The sequence below is a fragment of the Aeromonas sp. PI_26 genome, assembly GCF_027854445.1.
Taxonomy (GTDB): Bacteria; Pseudomonadota; Gammaproteobacteria; order Enterobacterales; family Aeromonadaceae; genus Aeromonas; species Aeromonas veronii.
Map to the genome: position 1 here is coordinate 1 of NZ_JAJNOE010000024.1, position 25,464 is coordinate 25,464.

Below are 25,464 nucleotides of genomic sequence, written 5' to 3' on the forward strand. Positions count from 1 at the left end.
CGGTAGCGCCGATGGTAGTGTGGCATTCGCCATGCGAGAGTAGGACACTGCCAGGCACCCAACTTAAGAACCCCGCTCATCAAGCGGGGTTTTTTATTACCTGCAATTCATAAAATCGTCTAATAACTGACCTTTTATTCCCTCTTCTCTGCCGTTTTCCCTGTTTTTCCTTCCCGATTTTCTCCGGTTCTGCCATCGCGGCTGGCGGTGGTTGCCGTTATAATGGCCGCCCTCAAGCAAGGTGGTGGTATGAAAGCAGAATATCTACAGCGATTCGGGGGCATTGCCCGTCTTTATGGTCAGAATGCCCTGTGTTCCTTTAGCCAGGCGAAAGTCTGTGTGGTGGGGATCGGTGGCGTGGGCTCCTGGGCGGCAGAGGCGCTGGCCCGCGCCGGAATCAACCAGATCACCCTGATCGACATGGACGATATCTGCATCACCAACACCAATCGCCAGATCCACGCTATGCAGGGGACGGTTGGTCGCCTCAAGACCGAGGTGATGGCCGAGCGTATTCGCGCCATCAATCCTGATTGCGAAGTGATCGAGGTGGACGATTTCGTCACCGCTGATAACCTGGCCGAGCATATCAAGCGGGAGTTTGACTATGTGGTGGATGCCATCGATTCGGTCAAGGCCAAGGTGGCGCTGATTGCCTTCTGCAAGCGCAACAAGATCCCGGTGATTGTGGCGGGTGGTGCTGGCGGGCAGATGGATCCGACCCAGATCACTGTGGCGGATCTGGCCAAGACTATTCAAGACCCGTTGGCGGCCAAGGTGCGCTCCGATTTGCGCCGGCTGCACAACTTCAGCAAGAATCCGGCGCGCAAATTCGGGGTGGAGTGTGTCTTCTCAACCGAGCAGCTGAGTTATCCGGATGGTAATGGTGGCACCTGTCAGGCCAAGGCGGCCAGCGATGGCACCATGAAGATGGATTGCGCCTCCGGTTTTGGCGCCGTGACGCCGGTGACGGCAACCTTTGGGCTGGTTGCCGCGTCCCGGGTATTGAAGACGATTGCTGAGCGGGGGGCCCGCGCCGAGAAAGAGAGCGGGAATGAAGAAGCCGGGTCGATTGGTGAAGCCTAATCGACCACTGAACAGAGCGGGTTAGACAGCCTGTTCCCGGATCGCCAGCACGATAGCTCTGAGCCCGTTACCTCGTGACGGGCTCAAGTGTTTCTCAAGTCCCAGTTCGGTGAAATAGCCTTCCATATCAAAGGCCTGGATCGCCGCAGACGATTGGTGGTTGAGTGCTGCCAGCACGATGACGATGAGGCCACGCACGATGCGGGCATCGGAATCACAGGCAAAGTGCCAGCAGCCATCCTCGCTTTGTTCTCCCTTCAGCCAAGCCTGGCTTTCACACCCCTTGAGGCGGAACTCCTCCTGCTGCCATTCGGCGGGTAGCGCTGGCAGCTGCTTGCCGAGCTGGATGATGAGCCGATACTGGTTCTCCCAGCCGTGGGCGGCGGCAAACTGCTGGCGGATGGTGTCGGCGTTGGGCTCAAGGCCAATCTGGGTATAGCTTGCGAGGTCACTCATTCGGTTGTCTGCCTTAGAAGAAGTCACAGAGTTTGTGCAGGGCGGCCAGCAGGGCGTCGACATCATCCCGATTGTTGTAGCAAGCCAGCGAGGCGCGCATGGTGCCGCCGATCCCGAGCGATTCCATCAGCGGCATGGCGCAGTGATGGCCGACTCGCAGGGCGATACCCTGTATGTCGAGCAGGGTAGCAGCATCTTGCGGGTGGATGTCGTCGAGCAAGAAAGAGACCGCACCGGCGCGTTGGCCGGGTTCGCCGACCAGACGCAACCCCGGCACTTGTTGCAGGCCAGCTACCAGATAGTCGGTCAGTGCCTGCTCATGTTGGGCGAGCCATTCCCTATCTTGCGCCATCACAAAGTCGATGGCGGCGGCGAGGCCGATAGCGCCAGCGATATGGGGGGTGCCCGCCTCGAATTTGAAAGGCAGGGTATTGAAGGTGGTGCCGCTGAAACTGACCCGATCGATCATCTCGCCACCGGCTTGCCAGGGCGGCATCCGCTCCAATAGCTCGGTGCGGCCCCACAACACACCGATGCCGGTCGGGCCATAGAGCTTGTGGCCGGAGAAGGCGTAGAAGTCGCAACCGATGGCTTGCACATCCACCTCGAGATGAGCCACCGCCTGGGCGCCGTCGATCAGCGTCACGGCGCCAACCGTTTTGGCGGCCTCTACTATCCGGGTGACCGGATTGACGGTGCCGAGGGCATTGGAAACATGGGCCACGCTCACCAATCGGGTACGTGGCCCCAGCATGGCGTGATAGGCGGCCAGATCGAGATCGCCCCGCTCATTGAGGGGGATGACCCGGATCACCGCTCCTGTGCGTTGGGCGACCAGTTGCCACGGGACAATGTTGGCGTGGTGCTCCAGGGTGCTGAGGATGATCTCGTCCCCCGCTTTGAGCTCGCTCATCCCCCAGCTCTGGGCCACAAGATTGATCGCCTCCGTGGTGCCGCGGGTCCAGATCACCTCGTGGCTGCGAGCCGCATTGATAAAGCGGGCGACCGTCTCGCGGGCTGTTTCGAAGGCGCGGGTCGCGCGGCCACTCAGGGCGTGGGCGGCACGGTGCACGTTGGCGTTGTCGACCCCATAGTAGTGAGCGATGGCATCCAGTACCGCTTGTGGTTTCTGGGTGGTGGCGGCGTTGTCCAGATAGACCAGAGGGTGGCCGTTTACCTCCTGCGCCAAGGCCGGAAACTGGCTGCGCAGTTGGTTGTGCTGTTGCTGATTCATGCTCCCCTCACTATCTGGAAAAAATCATCATTTCGAAGGTCAGCCATGATCCTGAAAATAGCGCCCGAACACAAGGTGCGATAAGCCCGATTGGCGGTTGCCTGCCGTGCAGCAGGTACGGCTCATCGGGTGATTTCTGGTACAATGCCGCCCCTCATCATAAGCCAAGAGATCCGGCCCATGAAGCTTAACCCCAATCAGAACGAAGCGGTCAAGTATGTCTCCGGCCCTTGCCTGGTGCTGGCGGGTGCCGGATCGGGCAAGACCCGCGTCATCACCAACAAGATTGCCTATCTGGTGCAGCAGTGCGGCTACAGTGCGCGCAACATAGCGGCGGTCACCTTTACCAACAAGGCTGCGCGGGAGATGAAGGAGCGGGTTGGCCAGACTTTGGGTCGCAAGGAGGCGCGGGGGCTGATGGTCTCCACCTTCCATACCCTGGGGCTCGAGATCATCCGCCGGGAGCACAAGAGCCTGAATCTCAAGGCGAACTTCTCCCTGTTCGATGACACCGACCAGCTGGCGCTGCTGAAAGAGTTGACTGAAGACGAGCTCGACAACGACAAGGACAAGCTCTCGGCCCTTATCAGCCAAATCTCCAACTGGAAAAACGACCTTATCCTGCCAGCCCGCGCCATGCGCATCGCTCGCGGGCCGGAAGAGGTGTTGATGGCCCAGCTCTACGAGCGTTATCACCGCCAGATGGTGGCCTATAACGCGCTGGATTTTGACGACCTCATCGTGATGCCGACCCTGCTGCTCAAGAGCAATCAGGAGGTGCGCGAGCGCTGGCAGAACAAGATCCGCTATCTGCTGGTCGATGAGTATCAGGACACCAACACCAGCCAATACGAGCTGGTGAAGCAGATCGTCGGCGAGCGGGCACGTTTTACCGTGGTAGGGGATGATGACCAGTCTATCTACTCCTGGCGCGGTGCCAAGCCGCAGAATCTGGTGCTGCTGAGCGAGGATTTCCCCAGCCTCAAGCTGATCAAGCTGGAGCAGAACTACCGCTCCAAGCGGCGGATCCTCAAGTGCGCCAACATCCTGATCGCCAACAACCCCCACGTCTATGACAAGGCGCTCTTCTCCGAGTTGGATGAAGGGGTGAAGCTCAAGGTGCTGTTTGCCAAGAACGAGGAGCACGAAGCGGAGCGGATCGCCGCCGAGATGATGGGACACAAGTTTATGAACCGCACCCGGTTCAAGGATTACGCCATCCTCTATCGGGGCAACCATCAGTCGCGCATCTTCGAGAAGGCGCTGATGACCAACCGGATCCCTTACCGTATCTCCGGCGGCACCTCGTTTTTCTCCCGCACCGAGATCAAGGACATCATGGCCTACCTCAAGCTGCTGGTGAATCCGGATGAGGACACCGCCTTCCTGCGGGTGGTCAACCTGCCGCGTCGCGAGATCGGCCCCACCACCCTCGAAAAGCTTGGCCAATACGCCAACCAGCGCGGCAAGAGTCTGTTTGCTGCCAGCTTCGAGCTGGGGCTGGAGCAGCACCTCTCCGGCCGTGGCCTCGTGGCCCTGCAGGCCTTCACCAACTGGCTGGTTCGCCTTGGCGATCAGGCGCAGCGTGGCAATCCGGTGGAGGCGGTGCGGGACATGATTAAGGAGATCCACTACGAAGAGTGGCTCTACGAGACCTCCCCCAGCCCGAAAGCGGCCGAGATGCGGATGCAGAACGTCTCCACTCTCTATCGCTGGATCACCGAGATGCTGGAAGGGGATGAGCTGGAGGAGTCGATGACGCTGGCCCAGGTGGTCACTCGCCTCACCCTGCGCGACATGATGGAGCGCAACGAAGGGGAGGATGATGCGGATCAGGTGCAGTTGATGACGCTGCATGCCTCAAAGGGGCTGGAGTTCCCCTATGTCTACATGGTGGGGATGGAGGAGGGCTTGCTGCCTCACCAGACCAGCATCGACGAGGACAATGTGGAGGAGGAGCGGCGTCTCGCCTACGTGGGGATCACCCGGGCTCAGACCGAACTGACCTTCACCCTCTGCAAGGAGCGGCGTCAGTTTGGCGAGTCGGTACGGCCAGAGCCGAGCCGCTTCCTGCTGGAGCTGCCGCAAGATGACCTTGAATGGGAAAACCAGAAGAAGGTGACTGCCGAGGAGCGCCAGCAGAAGGGGCAGGTTGGTGTTGCCAACCTGCGGGCGCTGTTCAAGAAGGATTAATCCTAAGGATTTGCCGGGGTCAGTAGCGGTACTATGTCTGCTCCCGGCATGGGCGGTGAGATATAGCGCCCTTGCCCCATCCGGCAGCCGATATCAATCAGCTTCTGCAATTGCTGCTGGTTCTCGATCCCCTCGACTACCAGGGTGTAATCGAGATCCTGACAGATATCCCGCATGGCGCGGATCAGCGCCAAATCTTTGGGCGATTGCAGCATCCGCTGGGTAAAGCTGTCATCCACCTTGATGTAATCCACCGGGAAGTGGAACAGAGCGTTGAGGGAGGAGAAGCCGGTGCCGAAATCATCGAGGCTGATCTGGATACCCTTGGCGCGCAGCTCGTGCAGCGACGCCAGTGCATCGGAATCTTGTCGCGACAGTTCCCGCTCGTTGAATTCAAAAATCAGATAGCCGGGGGCGACACCTTCCTCTTCGATGATCCCCATCAGTCGCATGATGTGGTCATGGTTGACCAGATGCTTGCCCGACAGATTGATGGCGACCTTGAACTTGCTCTGCCCGGAGATTGGCAGCCAGTTTTTCAGTTGCTGACAGGTGTGGCGCAGGATCTGGTAATCCAGCTCCAGAATCAGGCCGCACTGCTCCGCCAGCGGAATAAAGTCGAACGCATCCTTCAGAATCCCCTCCTCGGTCAGCCAGCGCGCCATCACCTCCAGTCCGGTCAGGCGGCTATCCTGCAGCCGGATCACCGGCTGGAAGTAGGGGACGATACGCCCCTCCCGCAGGGCTCTGGCCAGCATCTCTTCCGGCGAATTCCAGTTCTGGTTGATGCAATCATCCGAGTAGCTGACGATGCGACTGCGACCATTGCGTTTGGCCTGATACATGGCCAGATCGGCCTGATGGAGCAGCTGGCAGATATCTGAGGTTTGCTCGGATACGCTCGATACCCCCAGGCTGACGGTAATGCTCAACTCGTTGCCGAGTAGCCGGAACGGGTAGGAGAGACGACTGATAATGCGGTTGAGCACCGGGCTGATGTCATCGTCGCTCTTGCTGCTGTCCAGATAGATGACAAACTCGTCACCCCCCAGTCTGGCCACCAGATCATTTTGCCGGATGCAGGTCTGCAGGCGGCGGCTCACCTCCTTGAGCAGCTGATCGCCAGCACTGTGGCCCAGGGTGTCATTGATCTGCTTGAAGTGATCCACATCGATAAAAATCACCGCGAATCCCGGCGACTTGTAGCGGTTGTAGTGGGTCATGGCGTGGTTGAGGTGGTTCATCAACAGCGCGCGGTTGGGCAGTTGGGTCAGCGGGTCGTGAAGTGCATCGAATTGCAGCCGCCGTTCCAGCTCCTGATGCTGCTTGAGTTGCTTTTGCAGCCTGAGGTTGGTCTGACGCAGCTGTTGCAGCCGCTGGTTGATGGAGTCTTCGGTATTGATATCGTTGAGCTGCTGGCGGATCCGTCTCAGCTCCAGCAGCAGGGTGAGCTGGCCACGCAGAAAGTCGAGAAACAGCTTGTCGTCGGTCTCCAGCGGTTGAGCCGTGCTGATGATGAAGTGGGCGAAGTACTGTTGTTGCAGCCGCAGCGGCATGCTGTGCCAGTAGCGTGACTCCCGGCTCACCTCGATATTGCTGGTGCTGTGGCACAAGCCGCTGATGAACTCGTCTCCCTGATGGGGATGGGCGGGGTAGATTTTTTCCAGCTTCTGACTGGTTAGCCTGACCAACAGCATGTCCTCGATGGTGAGCATCTGGCGCAGTACCGCCTCCAGTTGGGAGAAGAGCGCCTGGGCCGGCAGGGTATTGGCGAGCCGCATGATGCGGCTGATGCTCTCGATTTTCTTTTTCCAGTTCGGGTCTTTGCGGATCAGCGGCGAAGGAAGCTCGGTGAGATGGGAGCCCGCCTGGGTTTCGGTCAGCCGCTTGGCCAGACACTCCAGCAGCAGGCGCAGGGTCGGCAGGTCGGCGGGGGTGCCGCGCGCCAGCAACCACTGTATCTGGCCATGCTCGATGGGGAAGACGCACCACCCTTCGGCCTCATCCAGCTGGGTGAGCTGATCGGTGATGCGGGACTGCTCCCGGCCCAGCTGTTGCTTGAAGATGTCGCTGACCTTGTAGGCGTAAAGCCAGTTCAGACCGGTATCGGAGAGGCCCAGCATGCCGAAATGTTGCAGCGGGCAGAGTTGGTCAATCTGCTGGATCAGGGCATCGTAATCGTCAGATGTGGCGGTTTGTGGCGCCGGGAAGTCCATAATGGCAGAGACCAACGCCAACAGAGGAGTTGAGTAGTGGGGTTCGATGGATTGGGACGACATGTGCAACTCCCGATATGTCTACCTTACAAGAGTAGTCGGAAGCCGATAGATTGAAAGGGCCGCAATTGCGGCCCTTTCAAATACTTACAGCTTGTCGATCATGTAGTGGATGGCGTTTTCAATCTCTTCATCACTACAGTTCGCACAAGTGCCGCGCGGAGGCATCATGCCGGACTTGCCAGTAAAGCCTTCAATGGCATGTTTCTTGAGAGTATCAATGCCCTGGGCGATGCGAGGATCCCAGGCGGCCTTGTCACCCCGTTTGGGGGCACCAGCGGCGCCGGTGTCGTGACAGGCAAAGCAGGCGCCCTTGTATACCGTTTCGCCATCGCGGGGACCGGAAGAGGCGGTCGCCGCCGGTGCAGCACTCGCGCCGGCAATACCTTCCAGATCCTTGGCGGTATAGACCTGACCGATTGGTTTGATCCGCTCGGCAATGGCCTCCGGTGACATCTCATCGGCAGCAAGCACTGCCCCAGACAAGCTGGCGGCCGTCATCCCGACAGCCAGCAAATAGCTCAGTTTTTTCAACACGCTCATATACTCCCAGCAGTCTTTTATTATCCATGTAAACGACGGGATTATAACCGAATAGTTACAGTCATTTAAACGCTTGTGTGTGAAGTGTTAAACACTCTGCGTACAAAGTTTTGGCCGATATCACGGCAATTTGGGTGGTGGAGATAAAAAGAAACCCGGCATTCGCCGGGTTTCGAGTAACCAAGGGGTGAAACGGGTTATTTATCCCAGCTCAGGATCACCTTGCCGGAGTGGCCGGAGCGCATCGCATCGAACCCCTGCTGGAATTCGTCGATGTGGAATCTGTGGGTGATGATGGGGGAGAGATCCAGCCCGGACTGGATCAGGCTGGCCATTTTGTACCAGGTCTCGAACATCTCTCGGCCATAGATCCCTTTGATAAACAGCCCCTTGAAGATCACCTTGTTCCAGTCGATGGCCATGGTGGAGGGGGGGATGCCGAGCATGGCGATCTTGCCGCCGTGGTTCATCTTGTCGAGCATCTCCTGGAAGGCGCTCGGGACGCCGGACATCTCCAGCCCCACGTCAAACCCTTCGGTCATGCCCAGCTCGCTCATTACGTCGGCCAGCTTCTCCTTGGCCACGTTGACCGCGCGGGTGGCGCCCATCTTGCGGGCCAGCTCCAGCCGGTATTCGTTGACGTCGGTGATCACCACGTGGCGCGCACCCACATGGCGGCAGACGGCGGCGGCCATGATGCCGATGGGGCCTGCACCGGTGATGAGCACATCTTCACCCACCAGATCGAAGGAGAGGGCGGTGTGCACCGCATTGCCGAACGGGTCGAAGATAGCGGCCAGCTCGTCCGGGATATTGTCCGGCAGCTTGAAGGCGTTGAATGCGGGGATCACCAGATACTCGGCAAAGGCACCCGGGCGATTGACACCAACACCAATGGTGTTGCGGCAGAGGTGAGTGCGCCCGGCGCGACAGTTGCGGCAGTGACCGCAGGTGATATGCCCTTCGCCGGAGACCCGATCGCCGATGGCGAAGCCGCGCACCTCCTGACCGATGGCGACCACTTCGCCGACATATTCGTGGCCGACCACCATGGGTACCGGAATGGTCTTCTGGGACCACTCGTCCCAGTTGTAGATGTGGATATCGGTGCCGCAGATGGCGGTTTTGCGGATCTTGATCAGCAGGTCGTTGTGGCCGAGCTCGGGGGCTGGCACATCCGTCATCCAGATGCCGACCTCTTTGTGCAGTTTGGAGAGTGCTTTCATGGCTGTTCCTTCAATATGAATGCAGAAAAAAGGGGCTGCAGCCCCTTGATTCAAATCAGATAACGCCGAGTTCACGGCCGATGCGGATAAAGGCGTCAATGGCCTTGTCCAGCTGCTCGCGGGTGTGAGCGGCAGACATCTGGGTGCGAATGCGCGCCTGGCCCTTGGGCACGACCGGGAAGGAGAAGCCCACCACATAGATGCCGGCTGCCAGCATGCGGCTTGCCATTTCGGAGGCCAGTTTGGCATCCCCCAGCATCACCGGAATGATGGCGTGGTCGGCACCAGCCAGAGTGAAGCCGGCGGCACTCATCCGCTCGCGGAAGTAACGGCTGTTCTCTTTCAGGCGGGCACGCAGGTCGTGACCTTCCGCCAGCATGTCGATCACCTTGATGGTGGCGGCGACAATAGAGGGGGCCAGCGAGTTGGAGAAGAGGTAGGGGCGGGAGCGCTGACGCAGCCAGTCGATCACCTCTTTCTTGCCGGAGGTATAGCCACCGGACGCGCCGCCAAGCGCCTTGCCCAGGGTGCCGGTGATGATGTCGACCCGCTCCATCACGCCGCAATATTCGTGGGTGCCACGACCATTTTCGCCGATAAAGCCGACGGCGTGGGAGTCATCCACCATCACCAGCGCATCGTATTTGTCTGCCAGATCGCAGATGGATTTGAGGTCGGCGATGACCCCATCCATGGAGAAGACACCGTCGGTGGCGATCAGCTTGAAGCGGGCGCCATCGGCGTCAGCCTGCTTGAGCTGGGCTTCCAGCTCGGCCATATCGTTATTGGCGTAGCGATAACGCTTGGCCTTGCACAGTCGCACGCCGTCGATGATGGAAGCGTGGTTGAGTGCATCGGAGATGATGGCATCTTCGGCGCCGAACAGGGTCTCGAACAGACCGCCATTGGCATCGAAACAGGAGGAGTAGAGGATGGTGTCTTCGGTGCCGAGGAAGGCAGACATCTTCTGCTCCAGCGCTTTGTGCTGATCCTGGGTGCCACAGATGAAGCGCACCGAGGCCATGCCGAAGCCGTGGCTGTCGAGCCCCTGATGGGCGGCAGCGATCAGATCCGGGTGGTTGGCCAATCCCAGATAGTTGTTGGCACAGAAGTTCAGTACCTGCTCACCGCCGACGGCGATGCTGGCCTGTTGGGCGGAGGTGATGATGCGCTCCTGCTTGTACAACCCTTCAGCTTGCACCTGGTTCAGTTGCTCGGTCAGGTGACGATAGAATCCGTTAGACATCCTCGATCCTTAGTGGCTATTTCAGCTGCGTATCAACAGAGGGCGACATTTTACTGCAATCTGTTGCGGTAAATTCAAATGATTGTGCTGATATTCAACAAATGTGAAACAGATCTCACCCAGCTGGTTGGGCCAGCTGACGGTAGTGTTGTTCCAGTTGCTGGATCTGTCCGGCCACCTGGGGTTGCACATAGGGGCGCAGCAGGAACAGCACCTTTAATACGCCCTGATAGAGCAGCGGTTTGGTGATGCGGGTGTTGGGAGCCTGAGCGATCTGGAACGGGATCCAGCAGGTCACCACCATCTTGATGGTCTGGCCCAGATCCGGCAGGTCGTCATCGCTGACATCGATAATGCCCCCTTCGCGCAGGCTTCTGAGCAGGGCGACCACGGAGGAGCGCATCTGTTCCTGGGCCTTGAGGTACTTCTGTTGCAGCGGTTCGTCACGGCTCAGGATGTCCGGCAGGTTGGCGTAGAAGAAGCGGAACTGCCACATCAGATAGAAGATGGCATCGAGATAGCCCATCAGATCCTGCAGGGTGATTTCACGGTTGCGGGTCGGCACAAAGCTCTCGCTCAGGTGGCGGGCATACTGGTCGAAGATGGAGTGGATGATGTCTTCTTTATTACGGAAGTGGTAGTAGAGGTTGCCTGGGCTGATGCCCATGTGCGCCGCAATATGGTTGGTGGTGATGTTGCGTTCACCCTGATCGTTGAACAGCTCGGTCGCGCTGTGAATGATCCTGTCTCTGGTTTTCATCACTCATTCCTCCAACAGGTTCCGCTCGGGGCAGTTTTGAACAAGGTCGAATCCCCGGACAGCCCGTGATAAACTTTTCGGCAATTTCAAATTGGCTCACTATACACAGCTTTAACAAGCAGTCACATGTAGCCATCAACGTACGAGAGGCAAACTCCATGATCGTAGTAACTGGCGGTGCTGGCTTTATCGGCAGCAATCTGGTCAAGCAGCTGAACGCTCAAGGACGGACCGATATCGTGGTCATTGATGACCTGACCGACGGCACCAAGTTCGTCAACCTGGTCGATCTGACCATCGCTGACTACATGGACAAAGACGAGTTTCAGGCTCGCATCGTCTCCGGTGACGAGTTTGAAGAGTGGGATAACGGCATCGAGGTGATCTTCCACGAAGGCGCCTGCTCTGCCACCACCGAATGGAACGGCAAGTTCATCATGGAGGTCAACTACGAGTACTCCAAGGATCTGTTCCACTACTGCATCGAGCGTGAAATTCCGTTCATTTACGCCTCTTCTGCCGCGACCTACGGTGGCCGCAACGACAACTTCATCGAAGATCCCAAGTTCGAACAGCCGCTCAACGTCTACGGCTACTCCAAGCAGCTGTTTGACCAGTACGTCCGCCGCTGGATGCCGGAGATCAACTCTCAGGTCGTTGGCCTCAAGTACTTCAACGTCTACGGCCCGCGCGAGCAGCACAAAGGCTCCATGGCTTCCGTTGCCTTCCACCTCAATACCCAGGTGAAGAAGGGCGAGAATCCCAAGCTGTTCGAAGGTTGCGATGGCTTCCCGAACGGTGGCCAGATGCGTGACTTCATCTATATTGACGACGTCTGCAAGGTAAACCTCTGGTTCTGGCAGAACCCGCAACATTCCGGCATCTTCAACTGCGGTACCGGCCGTGCCGAGCCATTCCAGAACGTGGCCGAAGCGGTGATCAAGCATCATCAGAAGGGAGCCATTGAGTACATTCCTTTCCCGGATCACCTCAAGGGCCGCTACCAGAGCTTCACCCAGGCTGATATGACCAAGCTGCGCAGCGTGGGTTATGACGCCGAGTTTAAAACCGTTGCCGAAGGGGTAGCGGATTACATGGCTTGGCTCAACCGCTAACGGGTGAGCACAACGCGGCAGTTTGAGCGCAAAACCGGAAGTGGGCACTCGCCTGCTTCCGGTTTCTGGTCTCTGTGGCTGCTTGCCGTTCCTCTCTTATCTATCGGGTAACCGCGCGATGAATATATTGATGGCACTCTCCCAGCTCGAGGTTACGGGAGCTGAGGTCTATGCCACCACGGTCGGTAACGAACTGACCCAGCGTGGTCACAACGTCTTTTATGTTTCTGATACCCTGACCAAGCCGACCCTTGGCCCCGTCTTCAAGCTGAGATTCAACAAGCGCAGCATTCTGCGCCGCTTCTGGCACGTCTTTTACCTCATCTATCTCATCAAGAAGCATCATATTCAGTTGGTGCATGCTCACTCCCGCGCCTCCGGCTGGAGCAGTTATGTGGCCTGCAAGTTGACTGGCACCCCGATGATCACCACGGTGCATGGTCGCCAGCCGGTGCACGCTTCGCGCAAGGCCTTCCATGCACTCGGCTATCGGGCGGTTGCCGTTTGTGAAGATATTGCCCATCAGATAGTCGACAATCTGGGGGTCGATCCCGCGATCGTGCAGGTGCTGCGCAACGGTATCGAAACCGACAAATTCCAGCTTGTGCCAGCGCCGGACAACCCAAAGCCGGTGATTGCCATCATTGGCCGTTTGAGCGGCCCCAAAGGGGAGCTCTGTTACCGTCTGCTCGACGAGATACTCGATCTGGATGCCTGCAAGGTGCGGATTGTCAGCGGTACCAAGGTACCGGAGCGCTTTGCCCGTTTCGAAGGCCGTGCCGAGTTTGTCGGTTATGTCGATGATGTGCCTGCCTTGCTCGCAGGTTGTGATCTGGTAATTGGTGCCGGTCGGGTAGCGATGGAAGCACTGCTCTGTGGTCGGCCCGCCTTTGCCATTGGTGAAGCCAAGGCAGTTGGTCTGGTAACCGAACAGAATCTGGACGAGGCGCTGGCCAGCAATTTTGGCGATATCGGCCCCAAGGATCTGGCCATCGATTTTGCCGCACTGAAGGGCGAAATCGAATCCGCCCTCGCAAGCAAGGTGGTGCCGGAAGTCATTCGGCAACGCATTCAGGATGAGTATGGCTTGCAGGGGGTAGTATCTGGCCTCGAAACCATCTATCAGGATGCCGTAGTCGAAACACTGCGCCGCGAGATGCCGGTCATCATGTACCACCGTTTTATCGAGCAGGATAGCGAGAAAGGAGTGCATGGCACCTGGATGCCGATCACCATGTTCGAGAAGCATCTGCGACTGATGAAGTGGCTAGGCTACGAAACCCTGACTTTCCGCGATTTGGCGGACAAAGGCTTTATCCACCGTCTGCAATACGGCAAGAAGTACCTTATGATCACCGCCGATGACGGCTATCAGGACAACCTGACCCGCATGCTGCCGCTGCTGGAAAAATATGGTTATAAAGCCGTGGTGTATGTGGTTACCGGTGAAGGCTATAACCGTTGGGATGTCGAGCATCCGACCAATCCGGATACCAAGGTTTCATTGATGAGTGGTGAGCAGGTCAAGGCGTTGGCCGCCAGCGGTCATGTGGAAATTGGTGGTCATACCCTGACCCATCCCCGCTTGAGCAAGCTCACACCCGAACAACAAGCCCATGAAATTCAGGAGAATAAACGCCAACTGGAGGCCCTGCTTGGCCATCCGCTGCTCTCGTTTGCCTACCCTTACGGAGATATGGATGAGAGTGCCAAGGAACAGGCTATCACCGCCGGGTATCGTTTTGCTGTCGCTACCAATAGCGGCCCCAAAGCAATGCACCAGGACCCTTTCCAGATCCGCCGGATTGCCATTTTCCCCCGCACCGATGTGTTTGGGCTGTGGCGAAAAATTCGCGGGAATTATGTGTTCAGGAAGTGAACTGATAGCTTCCTGCCATACTCAAGGTAATTAATAGGTATGACAGACTCTATAAAGCGATACTTGGAGAGTGAGCGTTGCTCATCATTAATGTTTCTCTCCATTATATGCTACGTGATGTTTAAAGATTCATTTCAGGTTGTTGGCGATTTCTTTCAAACCGTTATGATTATTGGTGGTTTGGTGGCAATAGCAGTGTATCGGGATTTTTTTTCCAGAAATGTAGTATTTTGGTTGCTAGTAATTGGAGGAGTAATTCAGTTCGCAAGCTGGTTTATGTCAACTAGAACTATACCTGAACTCGCACAGCCTACTCCTAATCTCAAACCGTTTTCTTATTTAATGGTGTTTCTTGTCGTGGCTTTTTGGCTAAAGGGGTCACTTAAGCGATCTATCGTGACACTACTTGCATTTTCTGTTGGTAGTGTTTTTACGTTGTTTTATTACTCTGATTTTTTTGAACAATTTATAATTGGAATGCACGGTAGTCGAGTAGACTTTGGCTATAGAAATGCGCAGCATGGTTCCTTGATAATAGGCGCAGCTTTCATTTGTACACTTTGGTTTATATATACTATTGCGCCACGAAAAATAAATAACAAAGGTATTGTTGTTTCAATATCATGTTTGTTTTTGGTTCTTTTAGGGGCATTGTTGATGATGTTACAGTCAAGACAATCTTGGCTGGCAGTTTTCATATCTATATTTTTGATACCATTGTTGTATGCTTATTTTAGAGACAGGGTTTCACTCAGAAAGATTATCATGCTATATGGTATATTATTCGTCATCGGAATTCTCATATATCATGTTGATTTTGTTCATAATCGTATTTATGCTGGCTTTTCACATCCAGGTGATTTACATAACATGTTATCAGGGAACTGGCGGGAGGTGAAAGATATAAGTATTGGTGTCAGGCTACAGACATGGCTGGAAGCGATTAATTGGTTTTATTCTCATCCTATTTTTGGTACTGGTGATGGCAGCCGTTCTTTAGTGATTACTCAGTCAACTGTTTTGCCTGACTATATTAAGGCGGAATTTAGACATCTGCATAATTCAAATTTTGAAACTGCAGTTTCTTATGGTGCAATGGGGCTCGTATTCACCTATGTACTGATGTGCTATCCTGTATACAAGGCTGTGAGGAGTAATGCTCCTACCTTAATAAAAGGTATTGCCATTAGTTTCTTGATCTATTGGCTAATAATTAACAATTTTGAATCGTTCTTGTATATGCGTTCAGGTCAATGGGTTTTCAATACCTTTATGGGAACAGTGTATTCATTTGCATTATATAGTGACTTTCTTGAATATCAATCTCGCCGAAATAAATTGGACGAATATAATATATGAAAATTTTTATTGTCAGCTTAAAAAATGCTGAGTCTCGCCGTGAGCGAGTTAAGCGAGTTTTGGCAGAACTTGATGTTGAGTTTGAATTTTTTGATGCAATAAATGGTTTTGCTGGACTGCCAGAAAGATTACAAGGGTGTCCAGATGATATGCACCGAAAATTATTAAGAAGTCGTCCACTGACTCCTGGTGAGAAAGGTTGCTATGCTAGTCATTATTTACTATGGGAGAAATGCATAGAGCTAAATGAGCCGATAATTGTCCTTGAGGATGATTTTCTACCGACAAGATATTTCTGTGATATATTCGAAGCCCTACCTAAACTACATGAAAAATATGAGTATTTGAAGCTGGAGCCGCAGATCGGTGACGCGACGGCACTGGAATATGAGCATGGAATACAAACAATGCTCTGGCATAATAATGTTAGGTGGACGACGGGATATAGTATTAATCCTGAAGGAGCTAGAAAGCTGGTTGGTTGCAGTAGCAGATGGCTATGTTCAGTAGATAACTTTATTGGTGAGTCATATCGACACAAAGTCCAGTCAGTCGGTGTGCTACCATATGCAATATATAGTCCCGGTGATATGGAGAGTGGAATTCAAAACAAGGTAGCCTTGGCTAAGGTGCCACTACTTTTTAAGGCATCTCGAGAAATATATAGATTTTATCGCTTTGTAAGAATGTATTTTTGGAATAAAAAATATAAAAATCAGAAGGGGTAACATGAAAACTACAAAAAATAATGTAGAAATAGGTTGTGATAAAATACATGCAATATGGTTGGGAGACCGCTTGCCACCACTTGCACATGTATGTATTGATGATTGGAGTAAGCAGGGGTACAAATATAAGCTATGGTTAGATTGTGACCCTAAAATAAAAAATTGGATCGCTGGGTGTGAATTTTCCAGGCGATGCTATGAAAAGGGTCTCTATGCTTTTGTGACTGATTATCTTCGCTTGAAAATTCTTGCTGAAGAGGGTGGTCTATATATGGATACGGATGTTACAATAAATAAAAATCCGTTTGGTATTTTTCATGACTATAATTTTGGGGTTGGTTATGAAGAGGGTGATAGAATTGGTACGGCAATAATTTACGCCAAGCAGGATTCTTCTACATTAGCACGGTTGATCCATTTCTACGAGAATGAAATCATGAATTCAGAGCTCTATATGGGGCCTGATATTATGACCCATATTATTAAAAATGAATCTATTGTGGAAAATGTTGGGGTTTTTGATAAACATTATTTTTATGATTATAGTGGCGAAAAAATAAATTACACTCCACACCCAGATAGATATGTAACACACTGGTTTCAACATAGTTGGAAACGCTCAAACGGATTAGTATTCCTGAAATCAAAACATAAGGGTATGTTGGGGTTTCTATATGAATATCAAAAAGAGCTATTTCGCTTCAGGAGTTAAGGAATGATACGCTTTTTGCATTCATTCTTAACGCTTGATGTCGATGATAAAATGTGAGTTGCAGTTGGGAAACGTTGGTGAATAACTGTTAAAGTTCCAGTCAAATTTTTCTGGTTGGTATGAATTTGATGGTTGTGTTTAGTGAGCGCTACAGCAAGATGATGTTTGGGGCCGTTATTTTGTCTGGGCTGATGTTATCTTGGTTGTTCTTTAGCCACCAACTCCTCACCGGCGACCAGACCCAGATGCTCTACAAGGGTTACCTTGGGGCTTATGAGGGGGTCTGGCTCAGCTATGGCAATGCGGCGAGTGCGGTGGGCAATGTGCCGGGGAGCTTGTCGGCCTGGCTGATTGGCGGGCCGCTGCTGCTGTGGGATTCTCCCTATGCCCCCATGGTGTTGCTGCTGGCGATGCGGTTGGTCGGATTCCTGCTGTTTGATGCGGTGATCCGTCAGGTGTTTGATGACAGGGTGCGCCTGCTGTTTCTGGTGCTCTGCTGGCTTAACCCCTGGTTCCAGTACGAGAGTCTGCTCTACAACCCCTCCTATCTGTTCCTTTTCTCGGCCATGCACTGCTGGTCGGCCTGGCATATGCGCGAGCGGGCCTCCTTCTGGCACATGATTGTTCACCTGCTGGCCATCGGCATGGCGATGCAGCTGCACTACTCCTGGCCGCTGCTGGCGGTGATGTCCACCTATCTGTTCTGGCGTCGCATTCTCAAGGTGAGCTGGAGCGGGGTGGTGGTAGCTACCCTGCTGATCGGTGCCTCCCTGATCCCTTACGTCATGGAAGTGATGAGCAACAGCCACATCACCCAAAACGTCGATCCCGAGGCGCGTCAGCGTTATATCGGCTGGGGGCTGGTGCATGTCTATCCGGTGTTGAAATCAGTGCTCTACTGGCTGCGTTACGGCTCCTGGCTGTTTGCCAGCAAGCTGGTCAACGATACCCAGTTCATCTGGTTGGCGGGGCACGAATACCTGCAGATGGCGGCAGTCTGGCTTTGGCGGGTGGTGATTTACGGGGTAGGCTCGGCGACTGTGCTGCTGGCGGCAAAGGCCAACTGGCAGCTGTGGCGTGAACTCAAGCCACGCCTGCTGCGCAGCGACCGCGCGCCAGTGGATGGTGAAAGCTGGCTCGGCCTCTATGCGCTGGCGGCGGTGCTGGCTGTGCTGGTGAGTGCGGCGCTCTCGCCCATCATCTTCAACTACTGGCACCTGATGCTGATATTCCCCTACGCCCTGTTCCCGATCCTGCTGTTGCTGGTGCGCTGGAGCCGCCGTTACCCGCAGTGGGTTGGCAAGGGGCTGCTGGCAGCCACCCTGTTCTGCACCGCTGTGAACCTGATTGCGGCGTGCGACAGCACCAAGTTCTCCTATCAGGCGGACTACAAAACCCAGGTGCTGGAGTATCTGCAAGAGATGAAGCTGCAACCAAGGCTGTGAGTCATCCACGGCCAGCTCCCCGATCTCGGTGGGCTGGCTGTCACTATTCGAAACGGTCCATATGGGCGAAGTTTTTGGCTTCGGCAACCCAACCCTCACGTCCCTGCTTGTCCCGGATTTTTACCCACCACTGGTTCTGCGGTGACCGACCGTATCTGATCTCTTTGCGCGCATAGTCATAATCGAGAATGTAGGTTTTGCCCTTGTACCAGAACAGGCTATTGCCTTCGCCCAGTCCGCCGAGGATATAAAGCGTTTCCCCTGCCTTCATATTCAACAGCGGCCCTTTGCCCTCTTTGCTGTAGCCCAGCTTGACCGACCTGAGTATCTCGACGATCCCCGGTTGTTCGGTAATGACGACCCCGGTCAGTCCTTCCACCTGCTGGCCGCGGGGTAGCCGGAACAGTGCTTTGGCCGTCAGGGATGGTTCGGCTCTGACGATCACCTCTTGCTTGGTGGTCCACGACTGATAGGTACAACCTTCAAACGGGCAGCGACCCCAGTCGTAATAGGGCAGGCGCGGCTTTTCATCAGAACTTACAGTCGCAGCAAACAACGACAACAACAGCAAAAACAGTCTCATGAATTTACCTGTCCGGCGGGGCGCTCACCCGCCGGTTTGATGAATGGGGCCGCACTATATCTCAAGAGACCAAAATCCATCAAAGCAGCGGAAGTATTGATTTTCACCGCAATAAAACGGGGGCCCATTGGTCATGGGAGTAGGGGGCACAAGAGGCCGAAGCGCGGCAGGAGCGGATAGCCCGCCCCTTTGCCTTGTGCCATGCTGATGGCTATCAGGGCATCGGGTCGTCACCTATGGGCATCTCTCGTTCGGGCACGCGTTTGTTATTACTGCTATCGGCACTTCTTCTCCCTCTTATGACCATCAGCCAGGCTGTGGCGATCAACGCGCCACTGCGGGGGTGTGTCTTTCAGCTGGCGCCGCTGGTCACCATCGATCAGCAGGGCGAGGTCTCCGGGCCGGTGATCGACTACTTTCGCCGTCATATCGAACCCGCGATCGGGCGTACCATCGAGTGGCAGGGGCTCAATGTGGCGCGGCTGCTCAGCAACCTCGAGAGCGGCGAGTGCGATCTGACTCCGCTGCTGAGTTACAGTCCCGAGCGTGCTCGTCACTTTCGCTATATCGACCCCCACTTGTTGCTGCTGCGGCCAGTGCTGGTGGTACTGGTGCCATCGCGACTTCGCTCGGTCGAACGGCAGGAAGATCTCTTCGGCACCACCATCGGCTGGTCGAGTCAGGCGATCGTGCCGCCGCTGTTGCAGCATCCGCAGATCCATATCGACACCCTCTCCCAGCTCAGCTGGGAGCATGGCAACATGCAGAAGTTGCTGCGCGGACGGATTGATGCCGCGCTCTTCTCCAACGATATTTCTGCCAACCATTTTCGCGCCAAACTTCCTGCGGCGACCCGCCTCATCTACCTGCCGGTCACCCCGCTGCAGGTACATATCGTGCTGAACAAGTCGTTGGGGGATGGCAATCCCGAACTGGTGCAACATATGCGTCAGATGGTGGAGCGGGTGCCGCTCGCCTCGCTGGTGGAGCCAACCCCGCGGCTGTGGGGGCGTTGAGAGGGGGTTGCGTGCAATAATCTACAAGTCCAAGGCCCGCTTCTGGTGTATCTATAAGCCATGAATAACACCGATTCCCTTATCCGCTACTGGCAATCCCCGCACCTGCCGGGGGTCGAGCTGTCACACTCCCACCACAGGGCGTTCAGCTACGGCCGCCATGTCCATCTCGACTACCATATCGGGCTGGTGCAGCGGGGTGGCCAGAAGTTTATCCACAAGGGAAACAGCCACCATCTGGTGCGCGGGGTGCTCTCTACCGTCAACCCGGATGAGGTGCACGACGGCCTCAGCCTGCTGCCGGAAGGGTACGAGGTGCGGGTCTTTGCCATCGATCCGCAGCAGCTGGCGCTCTGGCTGCCGGAGCAGCCGGAACCCTTCTTCGACAAGGGATTGCAGAGCCGCCCCGACCTCTATCAGGGCTTTGCCCAGCTGCACGGCTATCTCGACAACCCCAAGGCCGATGGCCTGCTGATCGAGAGCCAGCTGCTTGCCCTGCTGGGGGAACTGCTGCATCTGGCCCCCGAGGTACACCAGCTGGCGGATCCCCAGTTGCGATTCCTGCGCGACTACCTGATGGCGGCCCTCGACGAGCCCCACTCGCTGGAAGAGCTGGCGGGGCTGCTCGGGCTCGATCGCTTCGCCTTCCTGCGCCAATTCAAGAAGCGCAGCGGCATGACTCCCTACGCCTGGCTGAAACGGCTGCGGCTGGAGCAGGGCAAGCGGCTGCTGGCGAGCGGGATGGCGGTGAGCGAGGTGGCGCTGGCGGTCGGTTTCTTCGATCAGAGTCACTTCCACCACGGCTTTCGCCAGGCATTCGGTCTGACGCCCGCCGAATTTCGTGCCCAGATGCAATCTTTTACAAGCCGCGCCCCCCGCTGATCCGCCATGCTGGCTCTCCGTCGTTAAAGCGAGAGTTGTTATGCTGACCAGTCTGTTCGTTACCCTCGGCCTGATGCACCTGATTGCACTGGCCAGCCCCGGCCCCGATTTCGCCCTGATCCTGCGCACCAGCCTGCACCGGCCGACCGCCCTTGGCGCGGCGCTGGGCATCTCGCTGGCGATCATGGTGCACGCCACCCTGAGCCTGACCGGGATCAGCATGCTGATTGCCAGCCATCCGCTGCTGTTTATGGTGATTAAGTGCTGCGGCGCCCTCTATCTGGGCTGGTTGGGGTGGGGCGCCCTGATGGCAGCTCGGCAGCAGAGCAGTCCCGTGATGCAGAGCGCCGCCAACGAGCTGCGCGGCTGGGGCAGGGGAGTGCGCACTGGCCTTGCCACCAACCTGCTCAACCCCAAGGCGCTGGTGTTCTTTATCGGTCTGCTGGCCGCCATGGTGACGCCAGAGGTGGACGGAATGACCCGCAGCCTGCTGGTGGGAGAGCTCTTCATCATCTCCCTCTGCTGGTTCGGGCTGCTGGCGTGGAGCCTCTCCACCGAGCGTGCCCAGCGCCTGCTGCTGCGGGTGCAGCGGCCACTCAATCTGGTGACAGGCGTGCTGTTTGCGGTGGTCAGCCTCTCCATTCTGGTGAGCATGGGGGCCGAGCTGGTGGCCTGACGAGTCGGCGCATGGGCCTATACTCCAACAAGGTTTACCTGTCAGGAGTACCCGGCCATGCGTCTACTGCCTCTTTGCTGGTTGTTGGGGATGACCCCGGCGCTGGCGGCCCCGGTTCAGCTCAAATTGCTGGAGTGGGGCTATCTGCCTGCGGGTTATGAACAACAGTTTGCCGACTACGCCAAAGCCCATGGGGTGGAGGCGACGGTCAGCCGGATCGAGCCGCTGCTGACCGATTTCGACAGCGTCTACCGAGCCCTGCGCACCCGCAGCGCCGATGTGGTGCTGCCGACCAGCTACTTCTACAAGGCCCATCACCAGCCGCTGTTCAAACTGCTGCTCCCCATCGATTTCAGTCGCCTGCAGCACTACGCCGAGGTGAAGCCCGCCCTCAAGAACACCGAGTATGACAAGCAGGGGGAGCGCAATTACTCGGTACCCTTCTCCTACGCCATGTTCAGCCTCGCCTATGACAGCAAGCAGGTGCCGCAAGCGCCCACCAGTTGGCAGGTGCTCGCCAACAGCTCGCCGTCGGGCCAGTTTGCCGAGTTCTGCGACCAGTTCGAGCCGCTGCTCTTTTCGGTGCTGCTCTCGCTGGGCAAGTCGCCCGCCCTGTTTGCCAGTGGCGAGATGCTGGCCGACAAGACCTTGCAGCAAGAGGTGGAGCAGCAGCTCTCGCAGCGGCTGCGAGCCAGTCGCGGCTTCTGGTTCAATCAGGCCAACCGCTGTGAGGATCTGCGCCAGCAGACCTTTGCCACCACCTGGGGGCTGGAACTGGTGGAGTGCAACAAGCAGAACGAGCAGCAGTGGCGGATCGCCATGGTGCAGGAGGGGGCCATCTATGCCCTCGATGCGCTCTCCATCGCTCGCCATGTCGGGGATGATCCTGCGCGGCTCAAGGCCGCCTACCTGCTGGTGGATTTTCTGCTGAGTGCGCCGCTGCAACGCCAGATGCTGGTGGGCACGCCCACCATCTCGGCCAGCAATATTGCCTCCCGGCCGCCCCTCAGCCCGCAGGAGCAGGCGGTGCTGCCGGATCGCCCGCTGCCGGAGTTTGACGAGCGGCTGTTGGTGCCCGCGTTGCCCGCCCATATCAAGAATCGCTACAAACGGATGGTGCAGCAGGCGATCGTCGCCAGCGGTAAAGAGGGGCTGGTCAAGCAGTGCCCTTGGGATCTCGATAACTGATGAATGAGCCTGCTGCTTCTCCGGCGGCAGGCAAGTTTGCGCAAGATGGCTGATGATCGGTCATCGCCCGTTCCAGGGCATTTCCCCGTTCAACTCATGCCGCCCGCGGCTCGCATCGTTTGAAAAAACTGAGCGCTTTCCGCCGCCCCATTTAGCCGGATTAAACAACCGAACCCTCGCCAGATTGCCGTTCGTACCCTGGCTGACCCTGTACGAAAGTGCCTCAATTGTGACAACTTGGATGTGAGCTGAACAATCCTGATCTGTTGCTTGTGGGAAGGTGATGAATCGGTTATTTCTCTGTGACATTGGCGGCATCCGGCACGGGTTCTCCAGCCATGTGGTGCGAAATCCACAGCAAAAACAAACAGTAAAATGCAGGAGCAAATATGAAAAAGGTCGTGATGGTTGCCGTGGCTGCGGCCCTTCTGGGTGGCTGCGCCGTCAAGAATCAGGTATCCCACAGCTTGCAGGCGATCCCGTTGACTGCCTTCCAGCAGAGCGAGAGCAACCCCAATCAGCGCGTTTACAAGGAGCCGGGCGTTGACCTGCGCCAATACAATGAGGTGCTGCTCGATCCGCTGCAGTTTATCCGGCAGGAGAACGGTCAGTGGTATCTGCTGACCGCCAACGAACAGAACCAGATTGGCCGCTACTACCACGACAAGTTCCAGAGCGAGCTGATCAAGCAGGGCGTCAAGATCGCCACCGCCCCCGGCCCGAAAGTGATGCGGATCCAGGCCGCCGTCACCAACTTCGACCTGACCCGCCCCGACCCCAAGCTGCGTGACCTGCTGCCAGCCAAGATCGCCATCAATGTCACCCGCGAAGTGATCGGCAAGGAGCCCTACCTGCTCAAGGTGGGCAGTATGGCCCAGCTGCTCGACTCCCAGAGCGGCAAGCTGCTGGTGCGGGTGATGGATGCTCGCGAGAGCCCGGACAGCACCCACAAGGATGAGCCCATCACCGCTGGGGAGATGGAGAAGATGATCGACCAGTGGGCGGCCAGCCGCGCCAAACAGCTGGCGGACAATCTGGGGCGCTGATCGATTGGTGCGTCCAAGCGGGGCGCAGCGGGAGCCTTTTGGGCTGCAATAATGGCAAGATGTTGATAAGGTGGTCATTTTGCAGGCAGGAGAAAATGATATGAAACGTGTGTTGTTACCCATCCTTGTTGCTGGCCTGTTGAGTGCCTGCAGCACCTCGTCACCCACTCCTGAGTGTGCGCCGATGGCGGGTGGCTGGCAGAGTCAGCCGTTGCCCAATACTGAAGGGGAGGCTGCGCTGGCCAGCGTGCTGGCTCGCATGAACACGGCCGCCAAACTGCAGAGCATCCGCGAGGTGCGCAGCCAGGTGGTCTCCGGGGTCAACTACGACATCGAGTTCCAGCTCGACAACGGAGAGGTGTGGAACACCCGTGTCTATCGGGATCTTGCCGGCAACTACCAGATGACCCGCACGGCTGCACAGGGCGAGCTTCCTCCCTTGCCTTGCGTCAAGGCCAAGTAATTCCTGCTTGTTGAGCCCCTCGTCAGAGGGGCTCATCTGACCAGAAAATTTCTGCTTTTCTCCCCGCATTCTGACAGTCAGGATGACCCTTCCCGTGACTGCATCCTCATGGAAAAGGAACCGCTATGAATCGCCACCCCTGCATCAAACACTGGCGCGAGCTGCAAGAGCAGACGCCGCGCTACTACTCCGGCAGTCAGGAGCCCCTGTCGCGCGGTTGTGCCCTCGGCAAGCACTTCGGCTTTAGCCGCATCGGCATTCACCACGAGATCGTCGAACCCGGCCATCGCACCAGCTGGCCCCATGCCGAAAAGACCGAGGATGAGTTCGTTCACGTGCTGGAAGGGACGCCGGATGTCTGGCTCGACGGCGTGCTCTATCGGCTGCAACCGGGGGATTCGGTCGGCTTCAAGGCCGGTGACGGGCTGGCCCACGCCTTTATCAACAACACCGAAGAGACTGTCCGCCTGCTCTGCATTGGCGATACCGATCGGGAGGACAACCGCATCCACTACGCCGTGCACCCCGAGCGCAATATCACCCTCGGCAAGCTGCACTGGGATGACGTGCCCGAGCGCGAACTGGGGGATCACGACGGCCTGCCCGACAAGCTGCGCGAGAGCAACGGCCCCTTCTAGGGCGCAGATCTTCTGCGTACCAGCCCAGCACCACCCGATATAAAAAAGCCTGCCGCTTGGCAGGCTTTTGCTATCTGTTCGCCCCGAGTGGGCAGCGCTTATTGCAGGTTGAGCCCGCCCAGATAGTCGCGCTTGCCGAGATCGACCCCGGCGCGGCGCAGCAGGGCGTAGGTCATGGTGAGGTGGAAGTAGAAGTTGGGAATGCCGTACTCATGGACGCAGGTATGGCCATCCATCCCCTTGCCGCCCGCCCAGTGGGGCACGTAACGACCGCTGGCATACTGGCTGTAGTCCGCGTCCAGCTTGCCTTGCAGATAGCTGATGGTCTTGCCGATATGGGCGCGCAGATCCGCCATGGTTTTGGGATCATCGCCCATGGCCGGCAGCTCGCTGTGGCTGGCGGTGGCGACCACGGCGCGGGCCGAATCGCAGCAGATCAGCACCTGCTTGGACAGCGGCAGCATATCGACGATCAGCCGCTCGCCGAAGAAGTTCTCCACGTTGAACTGCTTCGCTGCGGCGTGAGCCTCGGCCTTGACCAGACAGTGGTCGAGGTTGGTCAGCATCTTGATGAACTGGGCGGTGATATCGCGATTCATGAGCACTCTCCATCTTGTTGAAACAGCGGCCCGCGTGCGCGGCCACGGTGAATGAGACTGGCTAATCGGCCACCAATATACCCCAACCGCTGCCGGGTTCGAGCCCGCCACGACG

General features: G+C 56.6%; 24 protein-coding genes. 15 read left to right on the forward strand and 9 right to left on the reverse strand.

The annotated features are described in order from the left end of the window. The first annotated feature begins 249 nt into the window (after positions 1–249). Positions 250–1,086, forward strand: a complete 837-nt coding sequence (gene tcdA, locus LRL22_RS19070; RefSeq protein ID WP_270906124.1) for a tRNA cyclic N6-threonylcarbamoyladenosine(37) synthase TcdA — start codon at positions 250–252, stop codon at positions 1,084–1,086. Between the two features lie 21 nt (positions 1,087–1,107). Here the strand turns inward: tcdA and LRL22_RS19075 are convergent, their stop codons facing one another. Next, positions 1,108–1,542, reverse strand: coding sequence for a SufE family protein (locus tag LRL22_RS19075; protein ID WP_058056434.1), 435 nt, complete (start codon positions 1,540–1,542; stop codon positions 1,108–1,110). Between the two features lie 13 nt (positions 1,543–1,555). Further along, positions 1,556–2,776: an aminotransferase class V-fold PLP-dependent enzyme gene (locus LRL22_RS19080; protein WP_270906125.1), complete on the reverse strand. Its 1,221-nt coding sequence runs from the start codon at positions 2,774–2,776 to the stop codon at positions 1,556–1,558. Between the two features lie 180 nt (positions 2,777–2,956). Between LRL22_RS19080 and rep the strand changes: the two genes are divergently transcribed. Then, positions 2,957–4,969: a DNA helicase Rep gene (rep, locus tag LRL22_RS19085; protein ID WP_270906126.1), complete on the forward strand. Its 2,013-nt coding sequence runs from the start codon at positions 2,957–2,959 to the stop codon at positions 4,967–4,969. A 2-nt stretch (positions 4,970–4,971) separates the two neighbouring features. On the opposite strand, the gene LRL22_RS19090 is transcribed toward rep, so the two are convergent. The 5 genes from LRL22_RS19090 to LRL22_RS19110 all read right to left on the reverse strand — a co-directional run bounded on the left by LRL22_RS19090 (position 4,972) and on the right by LRL22_RS19110 (position 11,020). Beyond that, positions 4,972–7,248, reverse strand: coding sequence for a putative bifunctional diguanylate cyclase/phosphodiesterase (locus LRL22_RS19090; protein WP_270906127.1), 2,277 nt, complete (start codon positions 7,246–7,248; stop codon positions 4,972–4,974). Between the two features lie 84 nt (positions 7,249–7,332). Then, positions 7,333–7,788 (reverse strand): c-type cytochrome, encoded by a 456-nt coding sequence (locus tag LRL22_RS19095; RefSeq protein WP_058056430.1) that lies wholly within the window; start codon positions 7,786–7,788, stop codon positions 7,333–7,335. 197 nt (positions 7,789–7,985) lie between these two features. Then, complete coding sequence (gene tdh / locus LRL22_RS19100) at positions 7,986–9,014, reverse strand: L-threonine 3-dehydrogenase (RefSeq protein ID WP_005340852.1); 1,029 nt, start codon at positions 9,012–9,014, stop codon at positions 7,986–7,988. A 55-nt stretch (positions 9,015–9,069) separates the two neighbouring features. Continuing rightward, on the reverse strand, positions 9,070–10,260 hold the full coding sequence (locus LRL22_RS19105) for a glycine C-acetyltransferase (protein WP_127007235.1): 1,191 nt from the start codon (positions 10,258–10,260) through the stop codon (positions 9,070–9,072). 115 nt (positions 10,261–10,375) lie between these two features. Continuing rightward, the gene (locus tag LRL22_RS19110) at positions 10,376–11,020 is read right to left on the reverse strand and encodes a TetR/AcrR family transcriptional regulator (RefSeq protein WP_100644767.1); all 645 of its coding nucleotides are present in this window, start codon (positions 11,018–11,020) and stop codon (positions 10,376–10,378) included. A 158-nt stretch (positions 11,021–11,178) separates the two neighbouring features. On the opposite strand from LRL22_RS19110, the gene rfaD reads away from it, so the two are divergent. The 6 genes from rfaD (at position 11,179) to LRL22_RS19140 (ending at position 18,258) form a co-directional block, all read left to right on the forward strand. Further along, a complete protein-coding gene (rfaD, locus tag LRL22_RS19115) occupies positions 11,179–12,135 on the forward strand; it encodes an ADP-glyceromanno-heptose 6-epimerase (protein ID WP_005340846.1) in 957 nt (318 codons plus the stop codon). A 118-nt stretch (positions 12,136–12,253) separates the two neighbouring features. Continuing rightward, positions 12,254–14,014: a polysaccharide deacetylase family protein gene (locus LRL22_RS19120; RefSeq protein WP_270906128.1), complete on the forward strand. Its 1,761-nt coding sequence runs from the start codon at positions 12,254–12,256 to the stop codon at positions 14,012–14,014. A 39-nt stretch (positions 14,015–14,053) separates the two neighbouring features. Next, entirely contained in the window at positions 14,054–15,373 is a 1,320-nt protein-coding gene (locus LRL22_RS19125) for an O-antigen ligase family protein (protein WP_216960221.1), read from the forward strand. Next, positions 15,370–16,101 (forward strand): glycosyltransferase family 25 protein, encoded by a 732-nt coding sequence (locus LRL22_RS19130; protein WP_139408931.1) that lies wholly within the window; start codon positions 15,370–15,372, stop codon positions 16,099–16,101. Before LRL22_RS19125 ends, LRL22_RS19130 begins: the two co-directional genes overlap by 4 nt. Before the next feature lies 1 nt (position 16,102). After that, complete coding sequence (locus LRL22_RS19135) at positions 16,103–16,813, forward strand: glycosyltransferase family 32 protein (RefSeq protein ID WP_216960224.1); 711 nt, start codon at positions 16,103–16,105, stop codon at positions 16,811–16,813. Between the two features lie 245 nt (positions 16,814–17,058). After that, positions 17,059–18,258, forward strand: a complete 1,200-nt coding sequence (locus LRL22_RS19140) for a 3-deoxy-D-manno-octulosonic acid transferase (RefSeq protein WP_336296657.1) — start codon at positions 17,059–17,061, stop codon at positions 18,256–18,258. 43 nt (positions 18,259–18,301) lie between these two features. Here LRL22_RS19140 and LRL22_RS19145 read toward each other — a convergent pair whose 3' ends face one another. After that, a complete protein-coding gene (locus LRL22_RS19145; RefSeq protein ID WP_058056425.1) occupies positions 18,302–18,841 on the reverse strand; it encodes a hypothetical protein in 540 nt (179 codons plus the stop codon). 299 nt (positions 18,842–19,140) lie between these two features. Here LRL22_RS19145 and LRL22_RS19150 point away from each other — a divergent pair, with 299 nt between their 5' ends. The 7 genes from LRL22_RS19150 to LRL22_RS19180 all read left to right on the forward strand — a co-directional run bounded on the left by LRL22_RS19150 (position 19,141) and on the right by LRL22_RS19180 (position 24,750). Next, complete coding sequence (locus LRL22_RS19150; RefSeq protein ID WP_270906130.1) at positions 19,141–19,857, forward strand: substrate-binding periplasmic protein; 717 nt, start codon at positions 19,141–19,143, stop codon at positions 19,855–19,857. 60 nt (positions 19,858–19,917) lie between these two features. Next, positions 19,918–20,739, forward strand: a complete 822-nt coding sequence (locus tag LRL22_RS19155; RefSeq protein ID WP_021230719.1) for a helix-turn-helix transcriptional regulator — start codon at positions 19,918–19,920, stop codon at positions 20,737–20,739. 40 nt (positions 20,740–20,779) lie between these two features. Then, positions 20,780–21,415 carry a LysE family translocator gene (locus tag LRL22_RS19160; RefSeq protein WP_236398573.1) on the forward strand — a complete coding sequence of 212 codons (636 nt, stop codon included), beginning with the start codon at positions 20,780–20,782 and terminating at the stop codon, positions 21,413–21,415. A 57-nt stretch (positions 21,416–21,472) separates the two neighbouring features. Continuing rightward, complete coding sequence (locus LRL22_RS19165) at positions 21,473–22,603, forward strand: ABC transporter substrate-binding protein (protein WP_270906131.1); 1,131 nt, start codon at positions 21,473–21,475, stop codon at positions 22,601–22,603. Between the two features lie 389 nt (positions 22,604–22,992). Continuing rightward, entirely contained in the window at positions 22,993–23,649 is a 657-nt protein-coding gene (locus tag LRL22_RS19170; RefSeq protein ID WP_270906132.1) for a DUF3313 domain-containing protein, read from the forward strand. A 100-nt stretch (positions 23,650–23,749) separates the two neighbouring features. Beyond that, positions 23,750–24,112 carry a cystatin domain-containing protein gene (locus tag LRL22_RS19175; protein WP_043821426.1) on the forward strand — a complete coding sequence of 121 codons (363 nt, stop codon included), beginning with the start codon at positions 23,750–23,752 and terminating at the stop codon, positions 24,110–24,112. A gap of 125 nt (positions 24,113–24,237) precedes the next feature. After that, a complete protein-coding gene (locus tag LRL22_RS19180) occupies positions 24,238–24,750 on the forward strand; it encodes a cupin domain-containing protein (RefSeq protein WP_139433489.1) in 513 nt (170 codons plus the stop codon). A 98-nt stretch (positions 24,751–24,848) separates the two neighbouring features. On the opposite strand, the gene LRL22_RS19185 is transcribed toward LRL22_RS19180, so the two are convergent. Next, positions 24,849–25,349 carry a DUF1993 domain-containing protein gene (locus tag LRL22_RS19185; RefSeq protein ID WP_270906133.1) on the reverse strand — a complete coding sequence of 167 codons (501 nt, stop codon included), beginning with the start codon at positions 25,347–25,349 and terminating at the stop codon, positions 24,849–24,851. Between the last annotated feature and the right edge of the window lie 115 nt (positions 25,350–25,464).